At 59.9% G+C, this 22,214-nt stretch carries 23 protein-coding genes; 15 read left to right on the top strand and 8 right to left on the bottom strand.

Features of this window, described 5'->3' with window-relative positions; genetic code table 11:
- Positions 1–17: 17 nt before the first annotated feature.
- A complete protein-coding gene (locus SJY13_RS19875; RefSeq protein ID WP_377193422.1) occupies positions 18–1,823 on the bottom strand; it encodes an autotransporter assembly complex protein TamA in 1,806 nt (601 codons plus the stop codon).
- Positions 1,824–1,980: 157 nt separating this feature from the next.
- Positions 1,981–3,204: a urate hydroxylase PuuD gene (locus SJY13_RS19880; protein ID WP_377193424.1), complete on the bottom strand. Its 1,224-nt coding sequence runs from the start codon at positions 3,202–3,204 to the stop codon at positions 1,981–1,983.
- 96 nt (positions 3,205–3,300) lie between these two features.
- Here SJY13_RS19880 and SJY13_RS19885 point away from each other — a divergent pair, with 96 nt between their 5' ends.
- Positions 3,301–4,221: a LysR family transcriptional regulator gene (locus tag SJY13_RS19885; protein ID WP_377193426.1), complete on the top strand. Its 921-nt coding sequence runs from the start codon at positions 3,301–3,303 to the stop codon at positions 4,219–4,221.
- Positions 4,222–4,348: 127 nt separating this feature from the next.
- Here the strand turns inward: SJY13_RS19885 and uraH are convergent, their stop codons facing one another.
- Positions 4,349–4,705: a hydroxyisourate hydrolase gene (gene uraH, locus SJY13_RS19890; RefSeq protein ID WP_085824250.1), complete on the bottom strand. Its 357-nt coding sequence runs from the start codon at positions 4,703–4,705 to the stop codon at positions 4,349–4,351.
- 161 nt (positions 4,706–4,866) lie between these two features.
- Between uraH and puuE the strand changes: the two genes are divergently transcribed.
- From puuE to SJY13_RS19905, 3 genes are all read left to right on the top strand, one after another.
- Complete coding sequence (gene puuE / locus SJY13_RS19895; protein ID WP_377193428.1) at positions 4,867–6,285, top strand: allantoinase PuuE; 1,419 nt, start codon at positions 4,867–4,869, stop codon at positions 6,283–6,285.
- On the top strand, positions 6,282–6,767 hold the full coding sequence (locus SJY13_RS19900) for an ureidoglycolate lyase (protein WP_377193430.1): 486 nt from the start codon (positions 6,282–6,284) through the stop codon (positions 6,765–6,767). Before puuE ends, SJY13_RS19900 begins: the two co-directional genes overlap by 4 nt.
- A 63-nt stretch (positions 6,768–6,830) precedes the next feature.
- Positions 6,831–8,258, top strand: coding sequence for a nucleobase:cation symporter-2 family protein (locus SJY13_RS19905; RefSeq protein ID WP_377193432.1), 1,428 nt, complete (start codon positions 6,831–6,833; stop codon positions 8,256–8,258).
- A 36-nt stretch (positions 8,259–8,294) separates the two neighbouring features.
- Here the strand turns inward: SJY13_RS19905 and SJY13_RS19910 are convergent, their stop codons facing one another.
- From SJY13_RS19910 to SJY13_RS19920, 3 genes are all read right to left on the bottom strand, one after another.
- Complete coding sequence (locus SJY13_RS19910) at positions 8,295–9,281, bottom strand: type I glyceraldehyde-3-phosphate dehydrogenase (protein WP_377193434.1); 987 nt, start codon at positions 9,279–9,281, stop codon at positions 8,295–8,297.
- Between the two features lie 55 nt (positions 9,282–9,336).
- Positions 9,337–9,660, bottom strand: a complete 324-nt coding sequence (locus SJY13_RS19915; protein ID WP_377193436.1) for a hypothetical protein — start codon at positions 9,658–9,660, stop codon at positions 9,337–9,339.
- A gap of 90 nt (positions 9,661–9,750) precedes the next feature.
- The gene (locus SJY13_RS19920) at positions 9,751–10,584 is read right to left on the bottom strand and encodes a bifunctional allantoicase/(S)-ureidoglycine aminohydrolase (RefSeq protein WP_377193438.1); all 834 of its coding nucleotides are present in this window, start codon (positions 10,582–10,584) and stop codon (positions 9,751–9,753) included.
- 175 nt (positions 10,585–10,759) lie between these two features.
- Between SJY13_RS19920 and SJY13_RS19925 the strand changes: the two genes are divergently transcribed.
- Complete coding sequence (locus tag SJY13_RS19925; protein ID WP_085824243.1) at positions 10,760–11,116, top strand: hypothetical protein; 357 nt, start codon at positions 10,760–10,762, stop codon at positions 11,114–11,116.
- A 7-nt stretch (positions 11,117–11,123) separates the two neighbouring features.
- Here SJY13_RS19925 and SJY13_RS19930 read toward each other — a convergent pair whose 3' ends face one another.
- Positions 11,124–12,059, bottom strand: a complete 936-nt coding sequence (locus SJY13_RS19930; protein WP_377193440.1) for a 2-hydroxyacid dehydrogenase — start codon at positions 12,057–12,059, stop codon at positions 11,124–11,126.
- A gap of 127 nt (positions 12,060–12,186) precedes the next feature.
- Here SJY13_RS19930 and SJY13_RS19935 point away from each other — a divergent pair, with 127 nt between their 5' ends.
- The 4 genes from SJY13_RS19935 (at position 12,187) to SJY13_RS19950 (ending at position 15,856) form a co-directional block, all read left to right on the top strand.
- Positions 12,187–13,422, top strand: a complete 1,236-nt coding sequence (locus SJY13_RS19935) for an acyl-CoA dehydrogenase family protein (protein ID WP_377193442.1) — start codon at positions 12,187–12,189, stop codon at positions 13,420–13,422.
- 7 nt (positions 13,423–13,429) lie between these two features.
- Positions 13,430–14,236: a thioesterase family protein gene (locus SJY13_RS19940; RefSeq protein WP_377193444.1), complete on the top strand. Its 807-nt coding sequence runs from the start codon at positions 13,430–13,432 to the stop codon at positions 14,234–14,236.
- A gap of 73 nt (positions 14,237–14,309) precedes the next feature.
- Positions 14,310–14,957 (top strand): DUF1007 family protein, encoded by a 648-nt coding sequence (locus SJY13_RS19945; protein ID WP_377193446.1) that lies wholly within the window; start codon positions 14,310–14,312, stop codon positions 14,955–14,957.
- On the top strand, positions 14,942–15,856 hold the full coding sequence (locus SJY13_RS19950; RefSeq protein WP_377193448.1) for a nickel/cobalt transporter: 915 nt from the start codon (positions 14,942–14,944) through the stop codon (positions 15,854–15,856). Before SJY13_RS19945 ends, SJY13_RS19950 begins: the two co-directional genes overlap by 16 nt.
- On the opposite strand, the gene truA is transcribed toward SJY13_RS19950, so the two are convergent.
- Positions 15,853–16,620 carry a tRNA pseudouridine(38-40) synthase TruA gene (truA, locus tag SJY13_RS19955; protein WP_377193450.1) on the bottom strand — a complete coding sequence of 256 codons (768 nt, stop codon included), beginning with the start codon at positions 16,618–16,620 and terminating at the stop codon, positions 15,853–15,855. The two genes, SJY13_RS19950 and truA, sit on opposite strands and share 4 nt — an antisense overlap.
- 107 nt (positions 16,621–16,727) lie before the next feature.
- On the opposite strand from truA, the gene SJY13_RS19960 reads away from it, so the two are divergent.
- The 6 genes from SJY13_RS19960 to SJY13_RS19985 all read left to right on the top strand — a co-directional run bounded on the left by SJY13_RS19960 (position 16,728) and on the right by SJY13_RS19985 (position 22,211).
- Positions 16,728–18,140, top strand: a complete 1,413-nt coding sequence (locus SJY13_RS19960; RefSeq protein ID WP_377193452.1) for a YcjX family GTP-binding protein — start codon at positions 16,728–16,730, stop codon at positions 18,138–18,140.
- Complete coding sequence (locus tag SJY13_RS19965) at positions 18,137–18,592, top strand: GNAT family N-acetyltransferase (protein WP_377193454.1); 456 nt, start codon at positions 18,137–18,139, stop codon at positions 18,590–18,592. Before SJY13_RS19960 ends, SJY13_RS19965 begins: the two co-directional genes overlap by 4 nt.
- Positions 18,585–19,574, top strand: coding sequence for a YcjF family protein (locus SJY13_RS19970; RefSeq protein WP_377193724.1), 990 nt, complete (start codon positions 18,585–18,587; stop codon positions 19,572–19,574). Before SJY13_RS19965 ends, SJY13_RS19970 begins: the two co-directional genes overlap by 8 nt.
- Positions 19,575–19,628: 54 nt before the next feature.
- On the top strand, positions 19,629–20,339 hold the full coding sequence (locus SJY13_RS19975) for a VIT1/CCC1 transporter family protein (protein ID WP_377193456.1): 711 nt from the start codon (positions 19,629–19,631) through the stop codon (positions 20,337–20,339).
- A 91-nt stretch (positions 20,340–20,430) separates the two neighbouring features.
- Positions 20,431–21,738, top strand: a complete 1,308-nt coding sequence (locus SJY13_RS19980) for an SDR family oxidoreductase (protein WP_377193458.1) — start codon at positions 20,431–20,433, stop codon at positions 21,736–21,738.
- A complete protein-coding gene (locus SJY13_RS19985) occupies positions 21,738–22,211 on the top strand; it encodes a DUF2269 family protein (RefSeq protein ID WP_377193460.1) in 474 nt (157 codons plus the stop codon). Before SJY13_RS19980 ends, SJY13_RS19985 begins: the two co-directional genes overlap by 1 nt.
- Positions 22,212–22,214: the final 3 nt, after the last annotated feature.

Genomic DNA, 22,214 nt, shown 5'->3' on the forward strand with positions numbered 1-22,214 from the left:
GTATGAAAGCCGCCGTATCAAAATGCCTGCCCGATCCCGATATAGAATTGCAAACCGTCGCCCGTATCGCCCTGTACCGGAAGGGCAAGGTCAAGTCGCAGGGGGCCGAAACCGCCCAGATCGTACCGGACCCCAAGCCCGGCACCCGAATGGTATTCCGCCCCGCTGCCGATGAACGAGGAAGTGTCCACCACACCATAATCGTAAAACCCGACCAGCGATATCGTGTCCGTAATCTTCCCGCGCACCTCGCCGGAAAGTCCAAGAAAGGACTTACCCCCGGCCACGCCGCCTCCGACTGGTATGCCGAGGCTTTCGAAAGGTTGTCCACGGACCGTTCCAGCACCGCCCGAGAAGAACAGGAAGTCGGGCGTCACCCCGTCGGGGGATGGACCAATGATCGACCCCAACTGGGCGCGACCGGCCAGAACAATCCGCCCATTTGTACGCAGGCTGGTATAACCGCGCCCGTCAAAGAACATCCGCAGGCCTGTTTCCGTGCGAGACAGTCCGACAAATGGCATGACCTGTGCATCCAGGAAATACCCGCGTGTGGCGCTGACTTTGCTGTCGCGTTGATCCCATTCGGACCGGAACGGGATGATGAAATAACGAAACTTGCGGCCATCGCCATAGGCATCATCCGCATCCGACCACTGAAACCCGATCGAAGCCTCGGCATATAGCCGGTCGGAAAAGGTGCGTCGTGCACCATAGGCCAGCGACGCGACTGATACGTTGTAGTTCTCGGTGTTGCGCCGTTCCAGCAGGGCGCTCCAAAACGTGTTGTCATCCGGCCCCAGCCGGTCGGGCTGATCCAGACGCAGGCCGATACGACCGTCCAGGTCTTCGGTGCCGCCGATATTGCGCAGCGCGGCTTCGAACCGCAGCCTCTCGGCGCGTCGGAATACGTTGCGATGCGTCCAGGTCGCGGTCAGGTCCAGCCCGGCGTTAGAGGCAAGCTCTACCCCGAAGGTCAGGCGGCGTTTGGGCAGGTCCTCGAATGTGGCATCGAAATCCAGCGTGCCATCGGCGTTGGGAGTGTCTTTTTCCTCGATCGAAACGACATTGAACGTGCCGGTGCGGCGCAGCCGCGTGCCGACCCTTTGAATTTTCTCCGGCGAATAGACTTCTCCGGTGGGAAAGCCTGCGATCTTCTCGATTGATCTGTGGCGCACATCGGTGTCGCCCGAGATAATCATTTTGCCAAAGGTCAGGCGCGGCCCCGGCTCGAGGTCGATTTCAGCGTCCAGCTTTTTCTGCACATGGCGGGCAATGACCCGCTGTCCGTCAACGGCGGCCTTGGCGTGGCCCGCATTGCGCCAGCCCTGAACTCCGGCCGAGGCTGCCTGTTGAATGGCACCGGTTGTGGCCAGCTTTCCGGTGGCGAACTCCTCGGGCAACATGGTGTCGGGGGCAACCGGTTCGACAATGGCCGTGCCAAAGGTAAAAGTGGGGCCGGTATTGACGGTAATGAGAGCACGATTGATCTTTGCCGGTACACTGAGAGAGCTTAGGTTTGCGGCTTCCTGACCATCCAGCTTGATGCTGACGACAGGGCTGAAATACCCTTCGTCATACAGGATTTGAACGATTGTGCGGTAATCGGACAACGCGGCAGACAAGATCTCCAGCGGTGTGTCCAGCCCGCGATCCTCGGCCGTAGCGATTGAGGATGTTTCTTCAATCCGCTCAACCAACGCCTTTGGTGCACCGGGTGCTGACAGCGTTGTTTCCAGGGCGGCCAGTGAGGTCGGCAGAATGGCGACAGCAATGCCGATAAGGCACTTTTTGACAAAGACCTGCGGCCTGCTCCTGTGCATCGAATGGCTCCAACTGCCCCAAGTCGAAATCAATATCGCCGTCTTATGTAAACAACGGCTGATATTACTCATGTTAGAGCATCAGTTTCCGCGCAGGGAAAGGACTTATCGAAAGACAGCCCGAAATAAAGGCGTGTGTGCTTGTCCTACTGGTGTTTCAGGACCCGGCACTGCGGAACCAACGAATGATCGCCTCGCGGTCTTCGGGTTCCATATAGGTCACGTTGGCTGGCGGCATAGCGTGGCTGACGCCCGCCTGCAGGTAGATTTGTTTGGCGTTGCGGGCAATGTCGCCTTCGGTCTCCAGCAGCACGCCTTTTGGGGCCCACAGGACACCCTCCCACACAGGTTCGCGCGCGTGGCACATGGAACAACGGCCCAGCACGACGTCATGTGCCTCTTCGAACCCGTCAGCGGCTGCGAAACGCTGTTCAAATGGCGTCAAAGGCTGCGCCTCGGCTTCTTCCAGCGGTTTGTACATGGGTGCGGTGGACAGCCACATGATGGCGATGAACAGCAACGCGGTTACCAGCCATGTCCAGGTCGGATTGCCCGTGCGGGCATGGCGTGTGTTGAAGTAATGCCGGATTGTGACACCCATCAGGAACACCAGCGCGGCAATGATCCAGTTGTATTCGGTCGCGAAGGCCAGTGGGTAATGGTTCGACAGCATCAGGAACACGACCGGCAGTGTCAGGTAGTTGTTGTGGGTAGAACGCAGCTTGGCGATCTTGCCGTATTTTGGATCGGGCGTGCGCCCGTTTTTTAAGTCATCCACCACGATGCGCTGGTTCGGCATGATGATGAAAAACACATTGGCGGTCATGATCGTGGCGGTGAATGCACCCAGATGCAACATCATTGCGCGGCCGGTGAAGATCTGGTTGTAACCCCAGCCCATCGCCACCAGCAGAACAAACAGCAGCACCATCAGCAGGGTGGGACGTTCACCCAGCCCCGATTTGCACAGGAAGTCATAGATCAGCCAGCCAATGGTCAGTGACGCAGCCGAGATCAGGATTCCCTGCCACAGCGCCAGATCAGCTTTCTGCGCGTCGATCAGGTAAAGCTCTCCGCCGACCCAATAGACGATCATCAACAGCGCTGCGCCGCTGAGCCACGTGGCATAGCTTTCCCATTTGAACCAGGTCAGGTGGTCCGGCATCCGCTCGGGCGCGACAAGGTATTTCTGGATGTGATAGAAACCGCCGCCGTGCACCTGCCATTCCTCGCCATCCGCCGGGCCAGGGATGTCGCGGTTCAGGCCAAGGTCCAGCGCGATGAAATAGAAGGACGATCCGATCCATGCGATGGCGGTGATTACGTGCAGCCAGCGCACGGCAAAAGCCATCCAGTCCCAGAACACGGCGAAGTCGTACATGAAAGATCTCTCCGATTGCTTACCGCTACACTAGGCAAGCGGGCTTTTCTTCGGTATTCCCGTATATTGTCAAACTGTATCAAAAAAAACGATAAGATGTCCTATCTCGATAACATCCGCACCTTCGTCAGGGTCTATGATCTTGGTAGTATGTCAGCCGCCGGGCGAGACCTGCGGATTTCACCTGCGGTGACGTCGGCTCGGATTTCCCAGCTTGAGGATCATCTGGGCGTGCGTCTGTTTCAGCGCACGACGCGCAATCTCAGCCCGACCGAGCAGGGGCGGGCCTTCTATCCGGGTGCGGTGGCGGTTCTGGATGCGGTAGATGAGGCCGAGGCACAGGTCGTTCACTTGACCGAGGCACCGCGCGGGTCGCTGTTTGTGGCGGCCCCATTGGGCGTCGGGCGCAGGTTGCTTGCGCCGCATGTGCCTGATTTTCTGGCGGAATACCCCGAGATTGACGTTCGCCTGCGTTTGACGGACCGGTCTGTGGACCTGACGACCGAAGGGCTTGATCTGGCGTTTTTTATCGGTCAGCCCGAGGACAGCACCCTGCGAATCCGCAAGATCGCGGATTGTCAGCGGGTCCTGTGTGCGGCACCGGACTATGTCAAACGCCGCGGCATGCCAATCACCGGGGCCGATCTGGTCGCCGATAAGCACGAGTGCCTAAACCTGCGCTTTCCGGGGGCCTCGGAGTTCCAATGGGTGTTGGATACGCCGGACGGCCCCAAGCGGTTCGCAGTGTCAGGCCGGTTCGAATGCGATGACGGAGATGTTCTGACCGACTGGGCTCTGTCCGGGCAGGGCATCGCGATGAAACCGATGTTTGAAGTCGCAGACCATCTGAGCGCCGGGCGTCTTGTGTCTGTTGCGGTTGAGACGCCTCCGGTTCCTGTGCAGATGGCGTGTCTTTACACCCATAGGCGGCACCAGGACCCCAAGGCGCGCCTGTTCATGGACTTCATGATTGCGCGCGTTGCAAAGGTCGTGCGCAGTGCCGAGGTTGCAGATTAAGAAACACTCCCGCCCCTGTTTGTGCCCTGCAGGCCCTGTACAGCGTTGGGCCGGGCGCCGCAGCAAAGCCGCGGCGCAGGTGCGCGGTGTTCAAAGCGACGCAGAGGCGGGTGCCTGCCGTGACGGCTCAGCTGCCCCGGTAAGTTGAATACCCGTAGGGCGACAGCAAGAGCGGCACATGGTAATGCGCGTCAGGGTCTGACATGCCGAACCGGATCGGCACCTGATCCAGAAACAGCGGATCATCCCCGTCCTGACCGGTGGCGCGCAGGTAATCTCCGGCGAAAAAGATCAACTCGTATGTGCCCGTCTTGAAGGCATCTTGTGGCAGAATGGGACTGTTGGTGCGCCCGTCCGCGTTGGTTTCCATGACGGCCAGTTCACGGCGGGTGTCTCCGGAGGTTTCATATAGAATGATTTGCAGCCCATCGGCCGGGCAGCCGCGCGCCGTGTCCAGAACGTGGGTTGTTAAATAGCCAGCCACGGGTGTCTCCTTTAATTTGTCTTTTGGTTTGCCACAGTGTGACGCAAAGTTCAAAACAGTGGAAATGCCTAAAGAACCGGAAACAGCGTTCGGATTAGTTTGATAATCATGAGCGTCTTTCTAGGCTAATGCTGTTACAACGCCCAACAATGGAAGATGCCATGCAGCCGCCTCGATACCCCCGTGACATGATCGGATACGGAGCCAATCCTCTAGACGCTGCCTGGCCGGGTGGGGCCCGACTGGCCGTGCAGATTGTGCTGAACTACGAAGAAGGCGGTGAGAATTGTGTGCTGCACGGGGATGCAGCGTCCGAGGCGTTCCTGTCGGAAATCGTAGGCGCGGCGCAATGGCCGGGTCAGCGGCATTGGAACATGGAATCGATCTATGAATACGGGTCGCGCGCGGGGTTCTGGCGTTTGCATCGGTTGATGCAGGATATGCCGATCACTGTTTATGGTGTGGCGACAGCCCTGGCCCGGTCACCTGATCAACTAGCGGCAATGAAGGACGCTGGGTGGGAGATCGCCAGCCACGGCCTGAAATGGGTCGAACACAAGGACATGTCCGAGAACGAGGAACGCGCGCAGATTGCCGAGGCCATCCGTTTGCATTCCGAGGTTGTCGGCGAACGCCCGCGAGGCTGGTATACTGGCCGCTGCTCTGAGAACACGGTGCGCTTGGTGGCAGAAGAGGGAGGGTTCGCCTATGTGGCTGACACCTACGCGGATGATCTGCCCTACTGGGTGCAGACCGGCGGGCGGGATCAGTTGATTGTGCCCTACACGCTGGATTGCAACGACATGCGCTTTGCCACGCCGCAGGGATTCAATGCGGGAGATCAGTTCTATTCTTACCTCAAGGACAGTTTCGACGCGCTTTATGCCGAAGGTGAAGCGGGCGCACCGAAGATGCTTTCGATCGGGTTGCATTGTCGTCTGATCGGGCGTCCGGGACGCGTGATGGCCTTGAAGCGGTTTCTGGATTACGTGCGCGGGTTTTCGGATGTGTGGTTCGCGACGCGGCTGCAGATCGCCGAACATTGGGCGACACAGCATCCGCCCAGGCGGCAGCCGAGACCGTCTCAGATGGATCGTGAGGTCTTTGTCGCGACCTATGGCGGAATCTTTGAGCATTCCGCCTGGATTGCCGAACGGGCCTATGCATTAGAGCTGGGACCGGCCCATGACACGGCGGGCGGGTTGCACAACGCGCTGACCCGCATGTTCCGGTCGGCCACGCCGGAAGAGCGGCTGGGTGTGCTGACCGCGCACCCAGATTTGGCCGGCAAGCTGGCGCAGGCCAAGCGGCTAACGCAGGAAAGCACGTCCGAACAGGCCTCGGCCGGGTTGGATGCGCTGACCGATGCAGAGCGGGCGGCTTTCACTAAGCTGAACCAGCAATACACTGACAAGTTCGGGTTTCCGTTCATCATCGCGGTGCGCGATCACGACAAAGCCTCGATCCAGGATGCGTTTCAGCGTCGGATTGACCAAAGCCGCGATGTTGAATTCGCCGAGGCCTGCCGACAGGTCGAACGGATTGCCGCGTTCCGCCTTCAGGACTTGCTGCCGTCATGAGCCACAGGGTTGTGATTGCGCCATTGACGGCTGAGGCATTTGCGCCTTTTGGCGACGTGATTGATTGCGTGGGCGATCCGGACAAGCTCATCAATCAGGGGCAGTGTGGCCGGTACCACAACCGCGCGGCGCTGGACTTCTCGGATGGTCGGGCAGGGATCAGCCTGTTCAATGCAAACCCACGCAGCTTGCCTTATCAACTGCAAATGGTTGAGCGGCACCCCGAGGGCAGTCAGGCCTTTATCCCGATGACGCACCAATCGTTTCTGGTAATCGTCGCGCCGGATATCGCGGGCCAGCCGGGTGTGCCACTGGCCTTTTGCACAGCGCCGGGGCAGGCGGTGAATTACCACCGGGGCACATGGCACGGCGTTCTGACACCGTTGCAGGGTCCGGGGTTGTTTGCTGTTGTCGACCGGATCGGGGCGGGCAGCAATCTGGAAGAACACTGGTTCGACACTCCGTATGAGGTTGTGCCCTGACAATTGAAGCCGCGGGATAAGCGGCAAGACCCCCGTGAACTCTGACAGAGAGGACAGTTACTCATGGCTGACACTTCCATAGGAACACCCGAACAGCTTCGGGATCCAGACTATACTCCGGCTTTGCACAAGGCGGTCCCGTTGGGCATTCAGCACGTTTTGGCGATGTTTGTCTCGAACGTGACGCCGGCGATTATCGTTGCAGGGGCGGCTGGTTTCGGGTTCGGGTCAAACTCACCCGATTTTCCTGAACTGCTGTACCTGATCCAGATGTCGATGCTGTTTGCGGGTGTGGCGACCTTGCTGCAAACCGTTACAGTCGGCCCGATTGGTGCGGCGCTGCCAATTGTGCAGGGAACAAGCTTTGCGTTTCTGCCGATCATGATCCCGCTTGTCGCGGGCAAAGGCGTTGACGGTCTGGCGGCGTTGTTTGGTGGGGTTGTCGTTGGTGGAGTTTTCCATGCGTTGCTGGGCACAGTGATCGGTAAGATTCGGTTTGCCCTGCCACCGCTGGTAACTGGGCTTGTCGTCACCATGATCGGTCTGGCGCTTGTCAAAGTGGGTATCCAATACGCGGCAGGAGGCGTTCCTGCGATTGGCACGCCAGAGTATGGGTCAGCACTGAACTGGTCAGCAGCGTTGGTGGTGATCATTGTCACATTGGGCTTGAAGTTCTTTACCCGCGGAATGCTCTCGGTTTCAGCTGTGCTAATCGGATTGGCCGTTGGCTATGTCTATGCTCTGATGGTTGGAATGGTCACGTTTGAGGCCATTGGCACCAGTTGGAGCCGGGCCTCAGCTTTTGCCCTTCCGGTTCCTTTCAAATACGGGTTCGAGTTTTCTTTTGCTGCCATCATCGGCTTCTGTCTGATGGCTTTTGTGTCGGCTATTGAAACCGTGGGCGATGTCTCAGGCGTGACCAAGGGCGGTGCCGCGCGCGAGGCTACCGATAAAGAGATCACGGGTGCCACCTATGCGGACGGTTTCGGCTCTGCGCTGGCCGGGGTGTTTGGCGGTCTGCCGAATACGTCGTTCAGTCAGAATGTCGGCTTGATCGCGATGACCGGAGTCATGAGCCGCAATGTCGTAACCATCGGTGCGTTGTTCCTGATCCTGTGTGGCTTGGTGCCCAAGGTCGGTGCAATCATTCGGACTGTTCCGATCGAAGTTCTGGGCGGTGGTGTTATCGTTATGTTTGGGATGGTGGTTGCGGCAGGTGTGTCGATGCTGTCTGACGTGGATTGGAACCGGCGCAATATGGTGGTCTTTGCGATCTCGCTTTCCATTGGTTTCGGCCTGCAATTGGAACCCGACGCAGTTCAGCACCTGCCTGATACGCTGGGTATTCTGATGAAAAGCGGCCTTTTGCCTGCTGCTTTGATCGCCATTGTGCTGAACCTGATCCTGCCCCATGAACTGGCCGACGAAGCGACCGAGGAAGTCTCGGGCGGTATGGCCGGACACGGGTCTGGCAGTTTGCCACGGGAGTAACTCTGAAGATGCGGATCGCAGTGCGCTGCGGTCCGCTTAGCTTTTGGTCATCAGGCGGGCGACGTCCAACATTCGCGCGGAAAAACCCCATTCATTGTCATACCATCCAAAAACGCGAACTTGGTTTTTCCCCACCATTCGCGTCTCGGGACCTGCAAGGACAAGGGACTCTGGTCTGGTACGGAGGTCTGAAGAGACCAAGGGTTGGTCGGTCCAACCCAGAACAGATGAGTGTGCAACGGCCTCGCGCAGAGCCGTATCAAAAGCAGTTTCTGACATCCCCCGTTCCAGTGTCACGATCAGGTCGACGGCAGAAACGCTAGCGGTGGGGACGCGCACCGCGGCGCCCGAGATACGGCCTGCGAGATGGGGCATGACCTCATCAATCAGGTGCGTTGCGCTGGTGGTGGTGGGCACCATAGACAACGCCCCGGCGCGGGACCGGGCCAGATCGCCGCGCGGTGCGTCGACCATCGGCTGACTGTTGGTGTAGCAGTGGATGGTGGTCATATGTGCCGCAGCGATGCCTCCGATCCGGTCCAGAACCTTGACCAGCGGTGCAAGCCCGTTGGTGGTGCAGGACGCATTGGATACGATCCGCGCGTCCCCCAGCTGGTCCTCGTTGGCGCCCAGAACGATGGTTACCTCGGTCGCGGGCGACGGGCCAGAGATCAGAACTTTGCTTGCCCCGGCGGTCAGCCCCTGGCTGGCCACGTCCGAAGTACGCGCAATCCCGGTGCAATCCATCAGAACATCGACCCCGGTCAGATCAACGCGGGACAGATCCGGGCTATGGGTGACCGGTATAGTGTGCCCATCAACGATGATGGACGCGGTGCCGGTTTCGACCGCTCCGGGATAGGGGCCAAAAGTGCTGTCGTATTTGAAAAGATAAGCGCAGGTTTCAAGTGGAGCGACATCGTTGATTAGCACCAGCTCAATATCCTGACCCAACGGCAAAGCCAGCAGCTGCCGCAGGATCGTGCGGCCAATACGGCCGAATCCGTTAATCGCGAGTTTCATGCGCAAGCTATGGCAGCGAGCCCATCAGACCTCAATGCCCAAGCCGCCGCCCAAGTCAGTTGCAACTGACCTGCGAGAAGAACTGGCCCGAAATGTTCTGATACATGCTGGCCACGATCGGCTTGCACCCTGTGGCTTGCTGAATCGCTGCGATAGCCTGAACCGTGCGCAGACGCGGTGGCGGGCCAAAGGGGTTCAGATTGTTGTTGTCGCGGGTGGCACGATACACCACCGGAGAGTCCGAGACCTGCGTGACGGCCCAGGTGCGGCTCATGCTGAAGACCGATTTGGTCTCTTCCTTGGCGGCAACCGGGGTTGCCTCAAACGCCGTCAGGCCAGTGACGGCGACCAGTGCCAGAATCGATCCACGCAGTACCATTGAACAATCTCCAGTGTTAAAATGCCGAGGTTATTTCACCAGATTCAAGCTCTTGTGTGAACCCCTGCGGCGGAAAAAGCCTGTTTGGCTTCAGCGTTTGGACAATGTCAGAGGCATGTGACGGTTCACATCCTTGTATAACAGATAGCGGAATCGCCCCGGACCACCCGCATAACAGGCCTGAGGGCAAAAAGCGCGCAGCCACATATAGTCGCCGGCCTCAACCTCGACCCAGTCCTGATTGAGCCGGTAAACCGCCTTGCCTTCCAGCACATAAAGCCCGTGCTCCATCACATGGGTTTCGGCAAAGGGAATTACGCCGCCAGGCTCGAAATTGACGATGTTCACGTGCATGTCGTGGCGCAGGTCCTGAGGGTCGGTGAAACGGGTCGTTGACCAGCGCCCTTCGGTGCCGGGCATTTCAGTGGGGGCGATGTCGCGCTCATTGGTTATGATCGGATCAGGGATATCCAGGCCCGGAACCGTCTCATAGGCCTTGCGGACCCAATGGAACCGGGCGGTGTCTTGGGCGCGGTTGTGCAAGGCCCAGTCCGATCCTGGGGGAATATAGGCATATCCGCCTGTCTCCAGCACATGAACATCCTTGCCAAGGGTCAGCGTCACTGTGCCCTCGACCACAAACAGCACGCCTTGTGCCTGAGGATCAATTTCGGGACGGTCACTGCCGCCACCGGGCTGAACCTCCATGATGTATTGCGAAAACGTCTCGGCAAATCCACTGAGGGGGCGGGACAGGACCCAAAGGCGGGTGTTTTCCCAAAACGGCAGAAAGCTGGTGACAATGTCGCGCATCGTGCCTTTGGGGATCACGGCATAGGCATCGGTGAACATGGCGCGATCAGTCAACAGCTGGTCCTGACCGGGGTGTCCGCCTGTGGGTGCGTAATAGGATGGATGTGCCATAGGGTGCCTCTGCTTCGTGGTTTGGGCACTATGGGGGGATTAATCTGCCGGTCCTAGCGCCCGGATTGCGATAGGTTTGTTCGGGATAATTTGAAGGTCGCGTAACGGGGCTTGGCCCGCCTGCGTTGCCAGTATATTCTTGAATGCAAATCTATTTCAGCGAGGTAAGGCGATCATGAAAGCCTGGATTTCTTCTACACTGATGGCGGTTGCCCTGTTAGGAGCGGCTGCGGCCGTTCAGGCCAAGCCGCTGTCCCGAATCATCGCGGAAATGGGTTTGAGCCCCGAGGATTTCAGCGTCGTGAATGCGACGGCGGATGCCATGCTGGCCAGCGGCACGCCGCAGGTGGGTACGGAAAGCACGTGGATGAACGAAACGACCGGCTCGAAAGGTACTATTCGTGTTCGGGACGTGCGCGACAATTGTGTGCATTTGCAGCACTTTATTCAGCCAGAAGGGGCCGAGCAAACGCGTGAGGTCAGGACCCGCCGATGCCGCGATGCCGGCGGCAATTGGATCCTGACGCCCTGATACGGGTTCAATAGCCGCGCGCCCGGTCGACCTCGTGCAGCAAGGGGTCGCCAGTGCTCAGCCGCCTGAAATTCTCGCCCACATCCGTGAGCGCTTCGCCCAGATGCCAGCCCGAGACGTGAGGAGTGATCGTGACCCCGGGATGCGCCCATAGCCGGTGGTCCGACGGCAGCGGTTCTGTTGAGGTCACATCCAGCACCGCATGGCCCGGTGTGCCGTTGTTCAGGGCGGCGGCTAGGGCCGTTTCGTCGATCAAATCGCCGCGACCTGCGTTCAGCAACTGGCTGCCGGGTTTCATCGCCGCCAGCATCCCGGCGTCGAAAAGGCCGTTGGTTTCGGGCGTGGACGGCAAAATGGAGCAGACATGGTCGCATTGGCCCAGCAATTCCGGCAGCGCCGCGTTGCCGTGCAGGCAGGTGACGCCCTCGATTTGCTTGGGGGAGCGGCTCCAGCCCATGACCTGAAATCCAACCGCCCGCAGCATTGCGGCACTGCGCGTACCAATATGGCCCAGCCCAAGCACGCCTACCACCGTTTCGGGGGCATATAGCGGGGCTTTAGGGACCCATTCCGCGCGGCGCTGGGCAGCTTCGTGAAAGGCCATATGGCGCTGGTGACGTAGGACGTAGGCAACAAACCACTCGGCAATCTCTTGCGCCGGTGCATCCGGTTTCAGACGTGTAACGCGCACATGGGACGGCAGGTTTGGGTTGCTCACGATCGTCTCGACCCCGGCGCCCAACTTTTGCACCAGTTGCAGGTTGGGCAGGCGTTTGGGGTGATCGTCGCTTAGGCCAACGACAGCAACCATAGTGACCTCATTGGCATCACCAAGGGTGGCCGGGGTTCGCACATCCATGTCCGGGTGTTGCTGCCGAACATCGTGGGCAATGTCGTCGTCGCTTATCCAATCGGTCAGCCCGGTTTCGATCAACAACGCCATGGTGCGCCTCCTCCCTCTCAAAATGATTGTATTGACGTGCCGTCACCCAACTGGACATCTTCACCGCAGCTAAGTCATTCTCGGACAAAAGGTAAAGCCCGGTCGCCGGGCCGAAGGAGGAAAACCCATGAATATGTCATTCGGCCTGCGCGATGAAAGTCGCGCGATGCTTGAACGCGTGGCAGATATGATCCGCACCGAGATCATGCCGCTGGAAGAAGAGTACCAGGCCGAAGTCGGCAAAGGTGACCGTTGGCAATACACGGCTCGGCAGACGGAAATCCTCGAAGGTCTGAAAGCCAAGGCTAAGGCGGCAGGCCTGTGGAATTTCTGGTTGACCGACAGCGACAAGGGCCTGGGCCTGACCACGGTTGAATACGCCTTTTTTGCCGAGGAAATGGGTAAGACGCCCCTTGGGGCCGAGGTTTTCAACTGCTCAGCGCCTGATACCGGCAACATGGAAGTCTTTGAGCGCTATGGAACCGAAAAGATGAAGGCGGCCTGGCTGAAACCTCTGCTTGAGGGGGAGATTCGGTCGGCTTACCTGATGACAGAACCGAATGTCGCGTCTTCAGATGCCACAAATGTTGCGATGTCCTGTGTGCGGGATGGGGATGATTATGTTCTGAACGGTGAGAAATGGTGGGCCTCTGGCGCAGGGGACCCACGCTGTCAGGTCTATATCGTGATGGTGCGCACAGCAGGCGAAGAACAGCCCAAGCACAAACGCCAGTCGATGATTGTTGTTACGGCTAACACGCCGGGGATCGATGTTCTGCGCCCAATGGAGGTTTATGGTCACGATGATGCGCCGCACGGGCATATGCACATCCGATTCACGAATGTCCGGGTGCCGGCCGAGAACATCCTGCTAGGCGAAGGTCGCGGGTTCGAGATTGCGCAGGGGCGTCTTGGGCCCGGTCGCATCCATCACTGCATGCGCGCAATTGGGCAGGCCGAGATCGCGCTGGAACAGATGTGCAAACGCTCGATGCAACGTGAGGCGTTTGGCAAAAAGCTGGCGCAGCTGGGTGCGAATTACGACATCATCGCGGAATGTCGGATGGAGATCGAGATGGCCCGTCTGTTGTGCCTGAAAGCAGCTTGGTTCATGGATCAGGGCGATGCGCGCGCGGCTGCACCATGGATCAGTCAGATAAAGGTCGTGGCCCCGCGGGTGGCGCTGAAGGTGATTGACGAGGCCGCGCAGATGTTTGGGGCCCAAGGGATCAGCCAGGATACGCCTCTGGCCGCTGCCTGGACCCATGTGCGCACTTTGCGGCTGGCTGACGGCCCTGATGCGGTGCATCGGCGTCAGGTGGCGCGAACCGAGTTGAAAAAACACACGCAGGAAAAGGTATAGGCTGCTGATGACTAAGGCCCCAGGCCAGATCCGACAGGCCTATTTTCACCTGCGTGCAGACGGCGCCTTTGTCGGCAATGACCCTGCGCGCGGTCCGTGGTCGGCTGATCATTGTCATGCCGGTCCGGTCAGCGGCCTGATTGTGCGGGCCGCTGAAACCGAGATTGGGCCGGACAAAATGCTGACCCGGCTGACGGTTGATCTGTTGCGCCCTCTGCCGCTGGCGGGTCTGCGCGTGGCTGCGGAAACCACGCGCCACACCAAGACGCTGGCGACCACGCGGGTCACTGTTCATGATTTGGATGACACTCTGTGCGCCACCGCGACCACGATGCACCTGGTGCGCCGGGATCTTGGAGCGGTTCCGAATGTGGCGATGTCCGCTCCACGACTGGAGGATGCCGTGATGGGACCTTTTCCAATTGGTGAAACCCGGCACGACCTGCCGGGCTTTGCCACGCATTCCGAGGTGCTGTACCCCAAGGGCGGCAATCAGGGTGTCGGACCAAAAACGGTCTGGATGCGTACGCCCGCCTTGCTGGAAGATGAGCCGCAGTCGCCGATTCAGGCCCTGTGCCCATTGGCTGATTGCGGTAATGGAATCTCGTGGAATGCGCCGACGACCGAGATGGGGTTCATGAACACCGATCTGACGATGCAGATTCACCGCGAACCAGTGTCGGATTGGCTGGCCTCGAATTCGGTCTGTCACTGGCAGAGGTCTGGGATCGGTATGTCACAATCGATTCTCTATGACACCGAAGGCCCGGTTGGGACGGCACTGCAGACGTTGGTTCTGTTTCCTCCGGGCTGACCCGATGGCCGCTTTCTGCGCGGCATCTGCAATTCACATTGCGGGGGGCTGACAGAGGCCTTATCTTTCGCCCATGCGCTGGATTGTGACCCTGTTGACCTGCTGCCTGCCGATCCCGGCCCTGGCACATCCCCATGTCTTCATCGACACCGGGTTGGAGCTCATTGTGGACGAAACCGGCCACCTGACCCATATTCGTGTGACCTGGGCTTATGATGAGTTCTACTCGCTTCTGGTGCTGGAAGACATGAAGCTGGATCAGGACGCAGATGGTGTGCTGACCGAAAGCGAAGAGCAGTTTTTGTCCGGCTTTGATGCGCAATGGGTCGAAGGTTACAACGGCGACCTGATTGTTTGGTCCGGCGATACACAGGTGGCATTGTCAGGCCCACAGGACGCCAGCGCCACATCCGAGGACGGGCGCATCGTGACCAGCCATTTGCGCGCAGTTGAAGGCGGCGCGGTGCCTGCATCCGATCTGAGGGCCAAAGCTTTTGATGAGACTTTCTATATTGCTTACGAAGTGACCCGCCCGGTCACGGTGTCAGGGCCAGTGTCCTGCGACATCACCCGGATCGAACCCGATATCGACGGGCAGTTGGCACAGATGCAGGCTTTTCTGCTGACGTTGGATGCCGATTACGACCTTGAGGAAAACGATATTCCGCTGGTCGGTGAAAACTTTGCCACCGAGATTTTCGTTGCATGTCCAAGTACCTGATTTTTCCGGTTGCGGTCTCGATTGCCCTGCTGCTGTGGTTCTGGGGCAGCGGTGGGTTTGATCACCTGGCCGCCTGGGCTGCGGGGGAACAACGCGAATTTCAAAATCAGATCGCCCGGTCCTTGCGTGCGGCACGGGCCGAACAACCACAGGCGGTTGCGACCCTTTTGACTGTCTGTTTTGCCTATGGGTTCTTCCACGCTATCGGCCCCGGCCACGGCAAGGTTCTGATCGGAGGCTACGGGCTGGGGCGTCGCGTTGCCTTCCTGCGTCTGTCTGCGATCAGTGTGCTGTCCAGTCTGGGACAGGCGGTTACGGCTGTTGTTCTGGTCTATGCCGGGGTTTTGGTTTTTCAGATGTCGCGCGAAAGCCTTGTGGGCACGACCGAGCAGGTCATGGCGCCGATCAGCTATGGAGCCATTGCTGCGATTGGATTGTGGCTGGTGTTCCGGGCTATCCGCAGCTTTGCAAAACGTCGTCAGAGCGAAACTGAACATGCGCATCACCACGACCATGATCACGGTGGCGGTTCCTGTTCAGATTGCGGCCATCGCCATGGCCCAACAGTCGATGAGGTGGCTCAGGTCGGCAGTCTGCGCGAAGCGGTGCTTTTGATCGTGGGAATTGCAGCACGCCCCTGCACCGGGGCGCTGTTTGTGCTGATTCTGACTTGGCAGATGGGCATTGCGATGGTTGGCATCGCAGGCGCGTTTGCCATGGCGCTGGGTACGGCAACGGTGACGACTTTGGTCGGCTGGACCTCGTTTGGTTTGCGCGGAGGATTGCTTGCCTCGGCCTCGGCTACGCGGTTTGCAGCGGTGCTTGCACCGACGATCGAACTGGTTGCGGGGCTGTTGATAGCCGTAATTGCCGGCGGTCTGCTGTTGCGTGCGATCTAGTCGAAGACCGGATCCGGATAGCCAACCCGCGCCAGATACAGCCCCTGTGGCGGGCAAACAGGCCCGCAAGCTGTGCGGTCAACGGCGGCTAGCGCATCCCGAACATCCTCGGGCGTCCAGGCACCGGCACCGACGCGTTCCAGTGTGCCGACAAAGCTGCGCACCTGATTGTGCAGGAACGAACGGGCGCGGACGTGGAAGTGCACCTCGGGGCCAGAAAAACCCTGAACCTGCTCAACCCGCAATTCGTCCAGCGTTTTGACCGGGCTTGCGGCCTGACAGATGGACGAGCGGAAAGTGGTGAAATCATGCCGCCCGATCAGCATATCGGCCCCCGCCTGCATTGCCGCCAGATCCAGCGAGTGATTGATCCTCCACACCTGCCCGGCCTCATGGGTCGCGGGTGCGCGGCGCATCAGAATGCGGAACAGGTATTGCCGCTCGAGCGCCGAAAACCGCGCATGCCAGTCATCATCCACGCGTGCCGTCTTTATGATGGCCACCGGTTGCGGCTTGAGGTGATAATTCAGTGCCTCGGACAGGCGGAACGGGTCCCAGTCTTTGATCAGATCGCAATGGGCCACCTGGCCCAGGGCATGCACACCTGCGTCGGTACGGCCAGCCGCAGCAATAGTATGGTCGCCGGGTTGAAGCCGCGACAACGCCTCTTCGATCGCCCCCTGCACGGATGGCTGATCTTTTTGCCGCTGCCACCCGGCAAACGGTTCCCCCTGGTATTCGACTTTCAGCGCGTATCTAGGCATGGGCTGCTGGTACCGCGCCGTGCACAAGTGAGCAAGAGCGGGAAAGCGCTGGTATGTGCGGCGACCTCTACCTATCTTGAGCGAAACGATAAAAGCGGGGCGGCGGCTTGGTCATCTCTTCTCTGGCAGACAGTCTTGCGCGCGGCGTTGAATCCGTGGGCGACCGCGTGTCCGAAGCGCTGTTCGAGCCGGTGATAAGGCTGGGTGTCACCGGTCTGGCGCGGTCGGGCAAGACGGTGTTCATCACGTCCTTGGTCGCAAACCTGCTGGATCGGGGGCGGATGCCAGGTCTTGCCGCGCAGCAGGAAGGGCGCATCAACGCCGTGTACCTGCAACCGCAGCCTGACGATACGGTGCCGCGGTTCGACTATGAAAACCACCTTGCGGCACTGTCCGGGCCGGAACCGCATTGGCCAGACAGCACCCGCGCGGTGTCGGAACTGCGCCTGTCTTTCAAGGCTCGTCCCGCCGGGATGCTGGCCGGGCTTCAGGGGCCGCGGACCGTCCATCTGGATATCGTGGACTACCCGGGCGAGTGGTTGTTGGACTTGGCCCTGCTGGACAAGTCCTACGAGGACTGGTCGGCCGAAACGCTGGAACGCCTTGCCAGCCGTGGAGAGGCTGCGACCTTTCTGGCCCAATCCAAGGCGACCGATCCGGCCGAGGCGCATGACGAGCCCAGAGCACAGGCTCTTGCCAAAGAGTTTGCGATCTACCTGAACGCGGCGCGGGATGCCGGGTTTTACGATTGTACACCGGGGCGGTTTTTGCTGCCGGGTGATCTGGCGGGATCGCCCGTGCTGACATTCGCGCCCTTGCCGGTTGATGGCCCCGCTCCCCGGCACAGCCTGCACCGTGAGATGGCGCGGCGGTACGAGGCCTACAAATCTCAGGTCGTCAAACCGTTTTTTCGTGACCACTTTTCCCGGATCGATCGGCAGGTGGTGCTGGTCGATGCGCTGGGCGCGATCCACAAGGGCCCACAAGCAGTTGAAGATATGCGTCGCGCCATGGGAGATATCCTGTCGGCCTTTCGTCCGGGGCGCAACGCGTGGCTTAGCCAATTGCTGCTGGGCAAACGGGTCGAACGGATCCTGTTTGCCGCCACCAAAGCCGATCATCTGCACCACCAGCAACACCCGCGCCTGACCCATATCATGGAGGCCCTGACCCGCGACGCCCGCGACCGCGCCAGCTTTGCAGGGGCGGAAACAGCGGCGCTGTCTCTGGCGTCATTGCGCGCAACGACCGAGGAAATCCGCACCCATGACGGAGCTGAACTGCCCTGCGTGCGTGGCACCTTGCTAGAAGGCAGACAGGCGGCGTTTTACCCCGGTGATCTGCCCGAAGACCCCGCGCATCTCTTGGGGCCGGCGCGCAACGGGGCCGAAAGCTGGTTGGACGAGGATTTTGGCTATATGTCCTTTGCCCCGGCTCATCTGACCCTGCGCCCGGGCGACGGGCCACCGCATATCCGGCTGGATCGCGCGGCGCAGTTTCTGATCGGAGATCGGTTGTGAATGTCATTCTCAGGCCTGCGCGCAGTACAGACGCCGGTGCGGTCGGAGGGATCCTGCACGCTTTCTCGCGCGAAAACGACTGGATGCCAGAGTTGCACTCTGGTGCCGAAACCATCGCCTTTTGCGGATACATGATTGATCAGGGTTGGGTCACCGTGGCCGAGACCGACGAGAGGGTTGTTGGGTTTCTGGCGCTCAAAGCGGGCGAAATTCATTCGCTGTATCTGACGCCGCCCAAATGCGGGCAGGGGATCGGGCAACGCCTGTTGGATCACGCAAAGTCCAAACAGCCAAAGCTTTCGCTGTTCGCGTTTCAAGCCAACGATGGCGCGTGCCGGTTTTATGAACGCAACGGCTTTACCGAAATTGCCCACAGCGATGGGGCAGACAATGATGAAAACTTGCCGGACGTCAAATATGTCTGGCACCGGAAAGGGGCTGCAGATGGCTAAAGGTCCGGTACTGATTGATCTCGACGCAGAAGAACCCGTTGTGGACGTGGCACAGGCCCCGCCAGTGCCAGACATCGCACAGCCGCAAGGGCAGGCGATGCAGGCGGCGGCTCGAATGGCCGCGCGCAAACCCTCGGCGCTGTCACGGTGGTTTTGGGGGTTGGCTCTGGCTGTGATCGGCGCAGTGGTGTCCGTTGCGGCGTGGGATTTTGTCAATGCGCTGCTGCTGCGGTCCCCAATTCTGGGGTGGATTGTAACCGGTCTGGTTACAGCGCTTGTTTTAGTCGCGCTGATTATTGCCGTGCGTGAGCTGGCCGCCATTGGCCGCCTGTCCCGCGTCGACGGGATGCGCCGTGCTGCGGACGCCGCTCTGGCCGAGCGTGATTTGACGCAGGCCCGTGCTGTGACCAACAGGTTGATTGCCTTTTACAAAGGCCGGGCGGAAACCCAATGGGGCCGCGATCGCCTGACAGAACGGATAGGAGAGCAATTCGATGCCTCAGGCCTGATTGCATTGGCCGAGGACGAGGTGCTCGCTCCTCTGGACGCCGCCGCCAGCCGCGAGGTAGAGGCCGCCGCGCGGCAGGTTGCGACTGTTACCGCGCTGGTGCCATTGGCGCTGGCGGATGTAGTAACCGCCTTGGCGGCTTCGTTGCGGATGATCCGACGTGTAGCTGAGATTTACGGTGGGCGGGCGGGATTTCTGGGCAGTTGGCGGCTGACGCGGGCCGTGTTTGTTCATCTGGTTGCGACCGGGGCTGTCGCTGTAGGCGACGACCTGTTGGAGCCGGTTTTGGGGGGGTCTGTCCTCAGCAAATTGTCCCGTCGTTTTGGCGAGGGGCTGGTGAACGGCGCGCTAAGCGCGAGGGTCGGCGTGGCAGCAATGGAGGTCTGTCGTCCGCTGCCCTTCTCGGCTCGGCACAAGCCATCAACGCGCGGGATGGTCAAACGCGCCCTCAGCGGGCTGTTTTCGAAAACTTGACCTGACGCAAAGCCCGATGACCCGGTCCCGTCCATAACGAGGATGGAGCCAGCCATGACCGAACACGGACACAGCCAACAGGAAGTCGCCGCGCGGATCAATGCGCCCCCAGGTCGAGGGGTGTTGCGGGACGTCGTTTATGGTGGGGTCGACGGGTCGGTCACCACCTTTGCCATTGTGGCAGGTGTGGCCGGGGCAGGGTTGTCGCCGTTCATCATTGTGGCGTTGGGTTTAGCCAATGTGTTGGCGGATGGGTTCTCGATGGCGGCGGGGAACTACTCGGGCACCAAGGCCGAGTTGGACAATATCCGCCGTATTCGTGCAATTGAGGCCCGCCACATCGAACAGCACCCGGATGGCGAACGCCGTGAGGTGCGTGAGATTTTGCTGCAAAAGGGGCTGTCCGGGCCGGTTCTGGACGATGCCACGGACGCGATCACGGCCAATCATGACAATTGGATCAATCTGATGATCGAAGGCGAATACGGGTTGGGCAGTGTAGACCCACATCCGCTAAAGGCCGCAATGGCCACGTTTCTGGCTTTTCTTGTGGCCGGTATGGTCCCGCTATTGCCGTTCCTGTTTTCGATGGATCGGGCCTTTGCCGTGTCTACGTGGATGACGATGGGCGTATTTTTTGCCATCGGGGCGCTGAAAAGCCGCTGGTCTCTGTCGCCGTGGTGGCGATCAGGGGTCGAGACCTTTTTGATCGGAGGGGCGGCGGCCCTGATCGCCTATCTTGTTGGTTCGCTCTTTCACCCTTAGGGGCCAAGATTGTCGCAGATTGTCTTGAACTGCTGGTCATGCTGGCCGCAACCGCTAATCTGGCGCAAACGAACCAGAGATTGTGCAACGCATGCGGCTTTCAGGCAAAAACGTTCTGATACTAGGGGCTTATGGGTTTATCGGAGCCGCCGTGACGCGGTCTCTGCGGGCGGAGGGCGCGCAGGTGTCAGCCTTTGTGCGCAGTGGCGCAACCGGGGCACGGGTTTTGCCGGATGTGACGCTGGTGCAAGGGGATCTGCGCGCCTGTCTGCGACCTGAGGATTGGGTTGCTGCCTTGTCCGGTATCGGCTGCGTCGTGAACTGTGCGGGTGCCTTGCAGGATGGGCCAGCTGATGATCTTGAGGCTGTGCATCACACCGCGATTGCTGCATTGGGGAAAGCCTGCGAACAGTGCGGTATCGCAGTCGTGCAGATTTCGGCAATAGGAGCAACCGCCGATGCCGGGACGGATTTCATGCGGACCAAAGCTGCCGGGGATGCGGCGCTTGGGGCGCGCGCAATACCATTGTGGGTCTTCCGACCCGGCCTTGTGATTGGGCAATCCGACTATGGCGGAACCGCGCTGCTGCGCATGCTGGCTGCTGTGCCGTTACTGCAGCCCGTCGCATACCCGAAAACGCCGGTGCAGTGCGTGGGCATGCCGGATTTGTGCCACGCAGTCTCGGCCGCCGTGGCCAAAGAGTTGCCGCAAGGTGCATATGATCTGGTTGAAGATGAACCCGCCCCGCTGTCTGAGGTTCTGGAGGAAACACGCCGCTGGATGGGATTCCCGACCGCCCGGGTCACCATACACATGCCTGCATTCCTGACAGCGTCGGTCGCCGCCTGCGCAGATGCGCTGGGCTGGTTGGGGTGGCGTTCACCGCTGCGTCGAAACGCACTGACCCTCATGGCAGAAGGTGTGGTTGGAAACCCTGCGCCTTACCAGACGGCCTCTGCCCAATCGCTTGAAACCTTGCCCGAGATATACGCGGGCCTGACCTGCGCGCGCGAACACAGGCTGTCGGCACGGATGGCGTTGTTGATGCCGCTGGTCGTCGCGGTGTTGAGCGTTTTCTGGGTTCTCTCTGGCGTGTTTGGCCTTGTCGGGTTGTCCCAGGCCGCGGCCGTTTTGACCAACGCAGGGTGGGGCGTGGGGATGGCGACCACAAGTGTCCTGTTCTGGTCCCTCATCGATATCGCATTGGGGCTGGCCATCCTGTGGCGCCCCTGGGCCGCGCGGGCCTGTCTGGCGCAATGCGGGGTTGCTCTGTTCTACTTACTGGCCGCAAGTTTCGCGGTGCCTGATTTGTGGCTGGACCCGCTGGGGCCGTTGACCAAAATCCTACCGGCGATAGTCCTGCCGCTTGTCGCCTGGCCTTTGTTGCAGAGCCGTTGATGGACCCTGATCTGATATTGCGTTGGTTACATGTCATCGGCGCCTGCGTCCTGTTGGGCACTGGTGCCGGTATCGCGTTTTTCATGCTTATGGCGCATCGGTCTGGCGACGCTCGGTTTATTGCGCAAACCGCCGGAACAGTTGTGCTGGCCGATATGCTGTTCACAGCGACAGCGGTCATTGTACAGCCGATAACCGGTGCCTTGCTTGCATGGCGGCTCGGGTGGTCATTGACCGAAGGGTGGGTTTTGACCTCGCTGGGGCTGTATATCGTGGCCGGCGTGTTCTGGCTGCCGGTTGTGTGGATTCAAGTCAGGATGCGCCGCTTGGCACAGGCCAGCGTTGACGCGGGAACTGCGCTGCCTGTCGGATACTATCGGCTGTTCCGTATCTGGTTGGTCTGTGGATTCCCTGCCTTTGCCGCTGTGTTGGCCATCATCTGGCTGATGATTGCGCGGCCGGTGATAGGCTGAAAC

The sequence above is a fragment of the Ruegeria meonggei genome (assembly GCF_042768335.1).
GTDB classification, from domain to species: Bacteria; Pseudomonadota; Alphaproteobacteria; order Rhodobacterales; family Rhodobacteraceae; genus Ruegeria; species Ruegeria meonggei.

Coding starts and splice junctions, on each gene's coding strand:
- SJY13_RS19875 (WP_377193422.1), bottom strand. CDS start 1,823: ATGCACAGGAGCAGGCCGCAGGTCTTTGTCAAAAAGTGCCTTATCGGC.
- SJY13_RS19880 (WP_377193424.1), bottom strand. CDS start 3,204: ATGTACGACTTCGCCGTGTTCTGGGACTGGATGGCTTTTGCCGTGCGC.
- SJY13_RS19885 (WP_377193426.1), top strand. CDS start 3,301: ATGTCCTATCTCGATAACATCCGCACCTTCGTCAGGGTCTATGATCTT.
- puuE (WP_377193428.1), top strand. CDS start 4,867: ATGCAGCCGCCTCGATACCCCCGTGACATGATCGGATACGGAGCCAAT.
- SJY13_RS19900 (WP_377193430.1), top strand. CDS start 6,282: ATGAGCCACAGGGTTGTGATTGCGCCATTGACGGCTGAGGCATTTGCG.
- SJY13_RS19905 (WP_377193432.1), top strand. CDS start 6,831: ATGGCTGACACTTCCATAGGAACACCCGAACAGCTTCGGGATCCAGAC.
- SJY13_RS19910 (WP_377193434.1), bottom strand. CDS start 9,281: ATGAAACTCGCGATTAACGGATTCGGCCGTATTGGCCGCACGATCCTG.
- SJY13_RS19915 (WP_377193436.1), bottom strand. CDS start 9,660: ATGGTACTGCGTGGATCGATTCTGGCACTGGTCGCCGTCACTGGCCTG.
- SJY13_RS19920 (WP_377193438.1), bottom strand. CDS start 10,584: ATGGCACATCCATCCTATTACGCACCCACAGGCGGACACCCCGGTCAG.
- SJY13_RS19925 (WP_085824243.1), top strand. CDS start 10,760: ATGAAAGCCTGGATTTCTTCTACACTGATGGCGGTTGCCCTGTTAGGA.
- SJY13_RS19930 (WP_377193440.1), bottom strand. CDS start 12,059: ATGGCGTTGTTGATCGAAACCGGGCTGACCGATTGGATAAGCGACGAC.
- SJY13_RS19935 (WP_377193442.1), top strand. CDS start 12,187: ATGAATATGTCATTCGGCCTGCGCGATGAAAGTCGCGCGATGCTTGAA.
- SJY13_RS19940 (WP_377193444.1), top strand. CDS start 13,430: ATGACTAAGGCCCCAGGCCAGATCCGACAGGCCTATTTTCACCTGCGT.
- SJY13_RS19945 (WP_377193446.1), top strand. CDS start 14,310: ATGCGCTGGATTGTGACCCTGTTGACCTGCTGCCTGCCGATCCCGGCC.
- SJY13_RS19950 (WP_377193448.1), top strand. CDS start 14,942: ATGTCCAAGTACCTGATTTTTCCGGTTGCGGTCTCGATTGCCCTGCTG.
- truA (WP_377193450.1), bottom strand. CDS start 16,620: ATGCCTAGATACGCGCTGAAAGTCGAATACCAGGGGGAACCGTTTGCC.
- SJY13_RS19970 (WP_377193724.1), top strand. CDS start 18,585: ATGGCTAAAGGTCCGGTACTGATTGATCTCGACGCAGAAGAACCCGTT.
- SJY13_RS19975 (WP_377193456.1), top strand. CDS start 19,629: ATGACCGAACACGGACACAGCCAACAGGAAGTCGCCGCGCGGATCAAT.
- SJY13_RS19980 (WP_377193458.1), top strand. CDS start 20,431: ATGCGGCTTTCAGGCAAAAACGTTCTGATACTAGGGGCTTATGGGTTT.
- SJY13_RS19985 (WP_377193460.1), top strand. CDS start 21,738: ATGGACCCTGATCTGATATTGCGTTGGTTACATGTCATCGGCGCCTGC.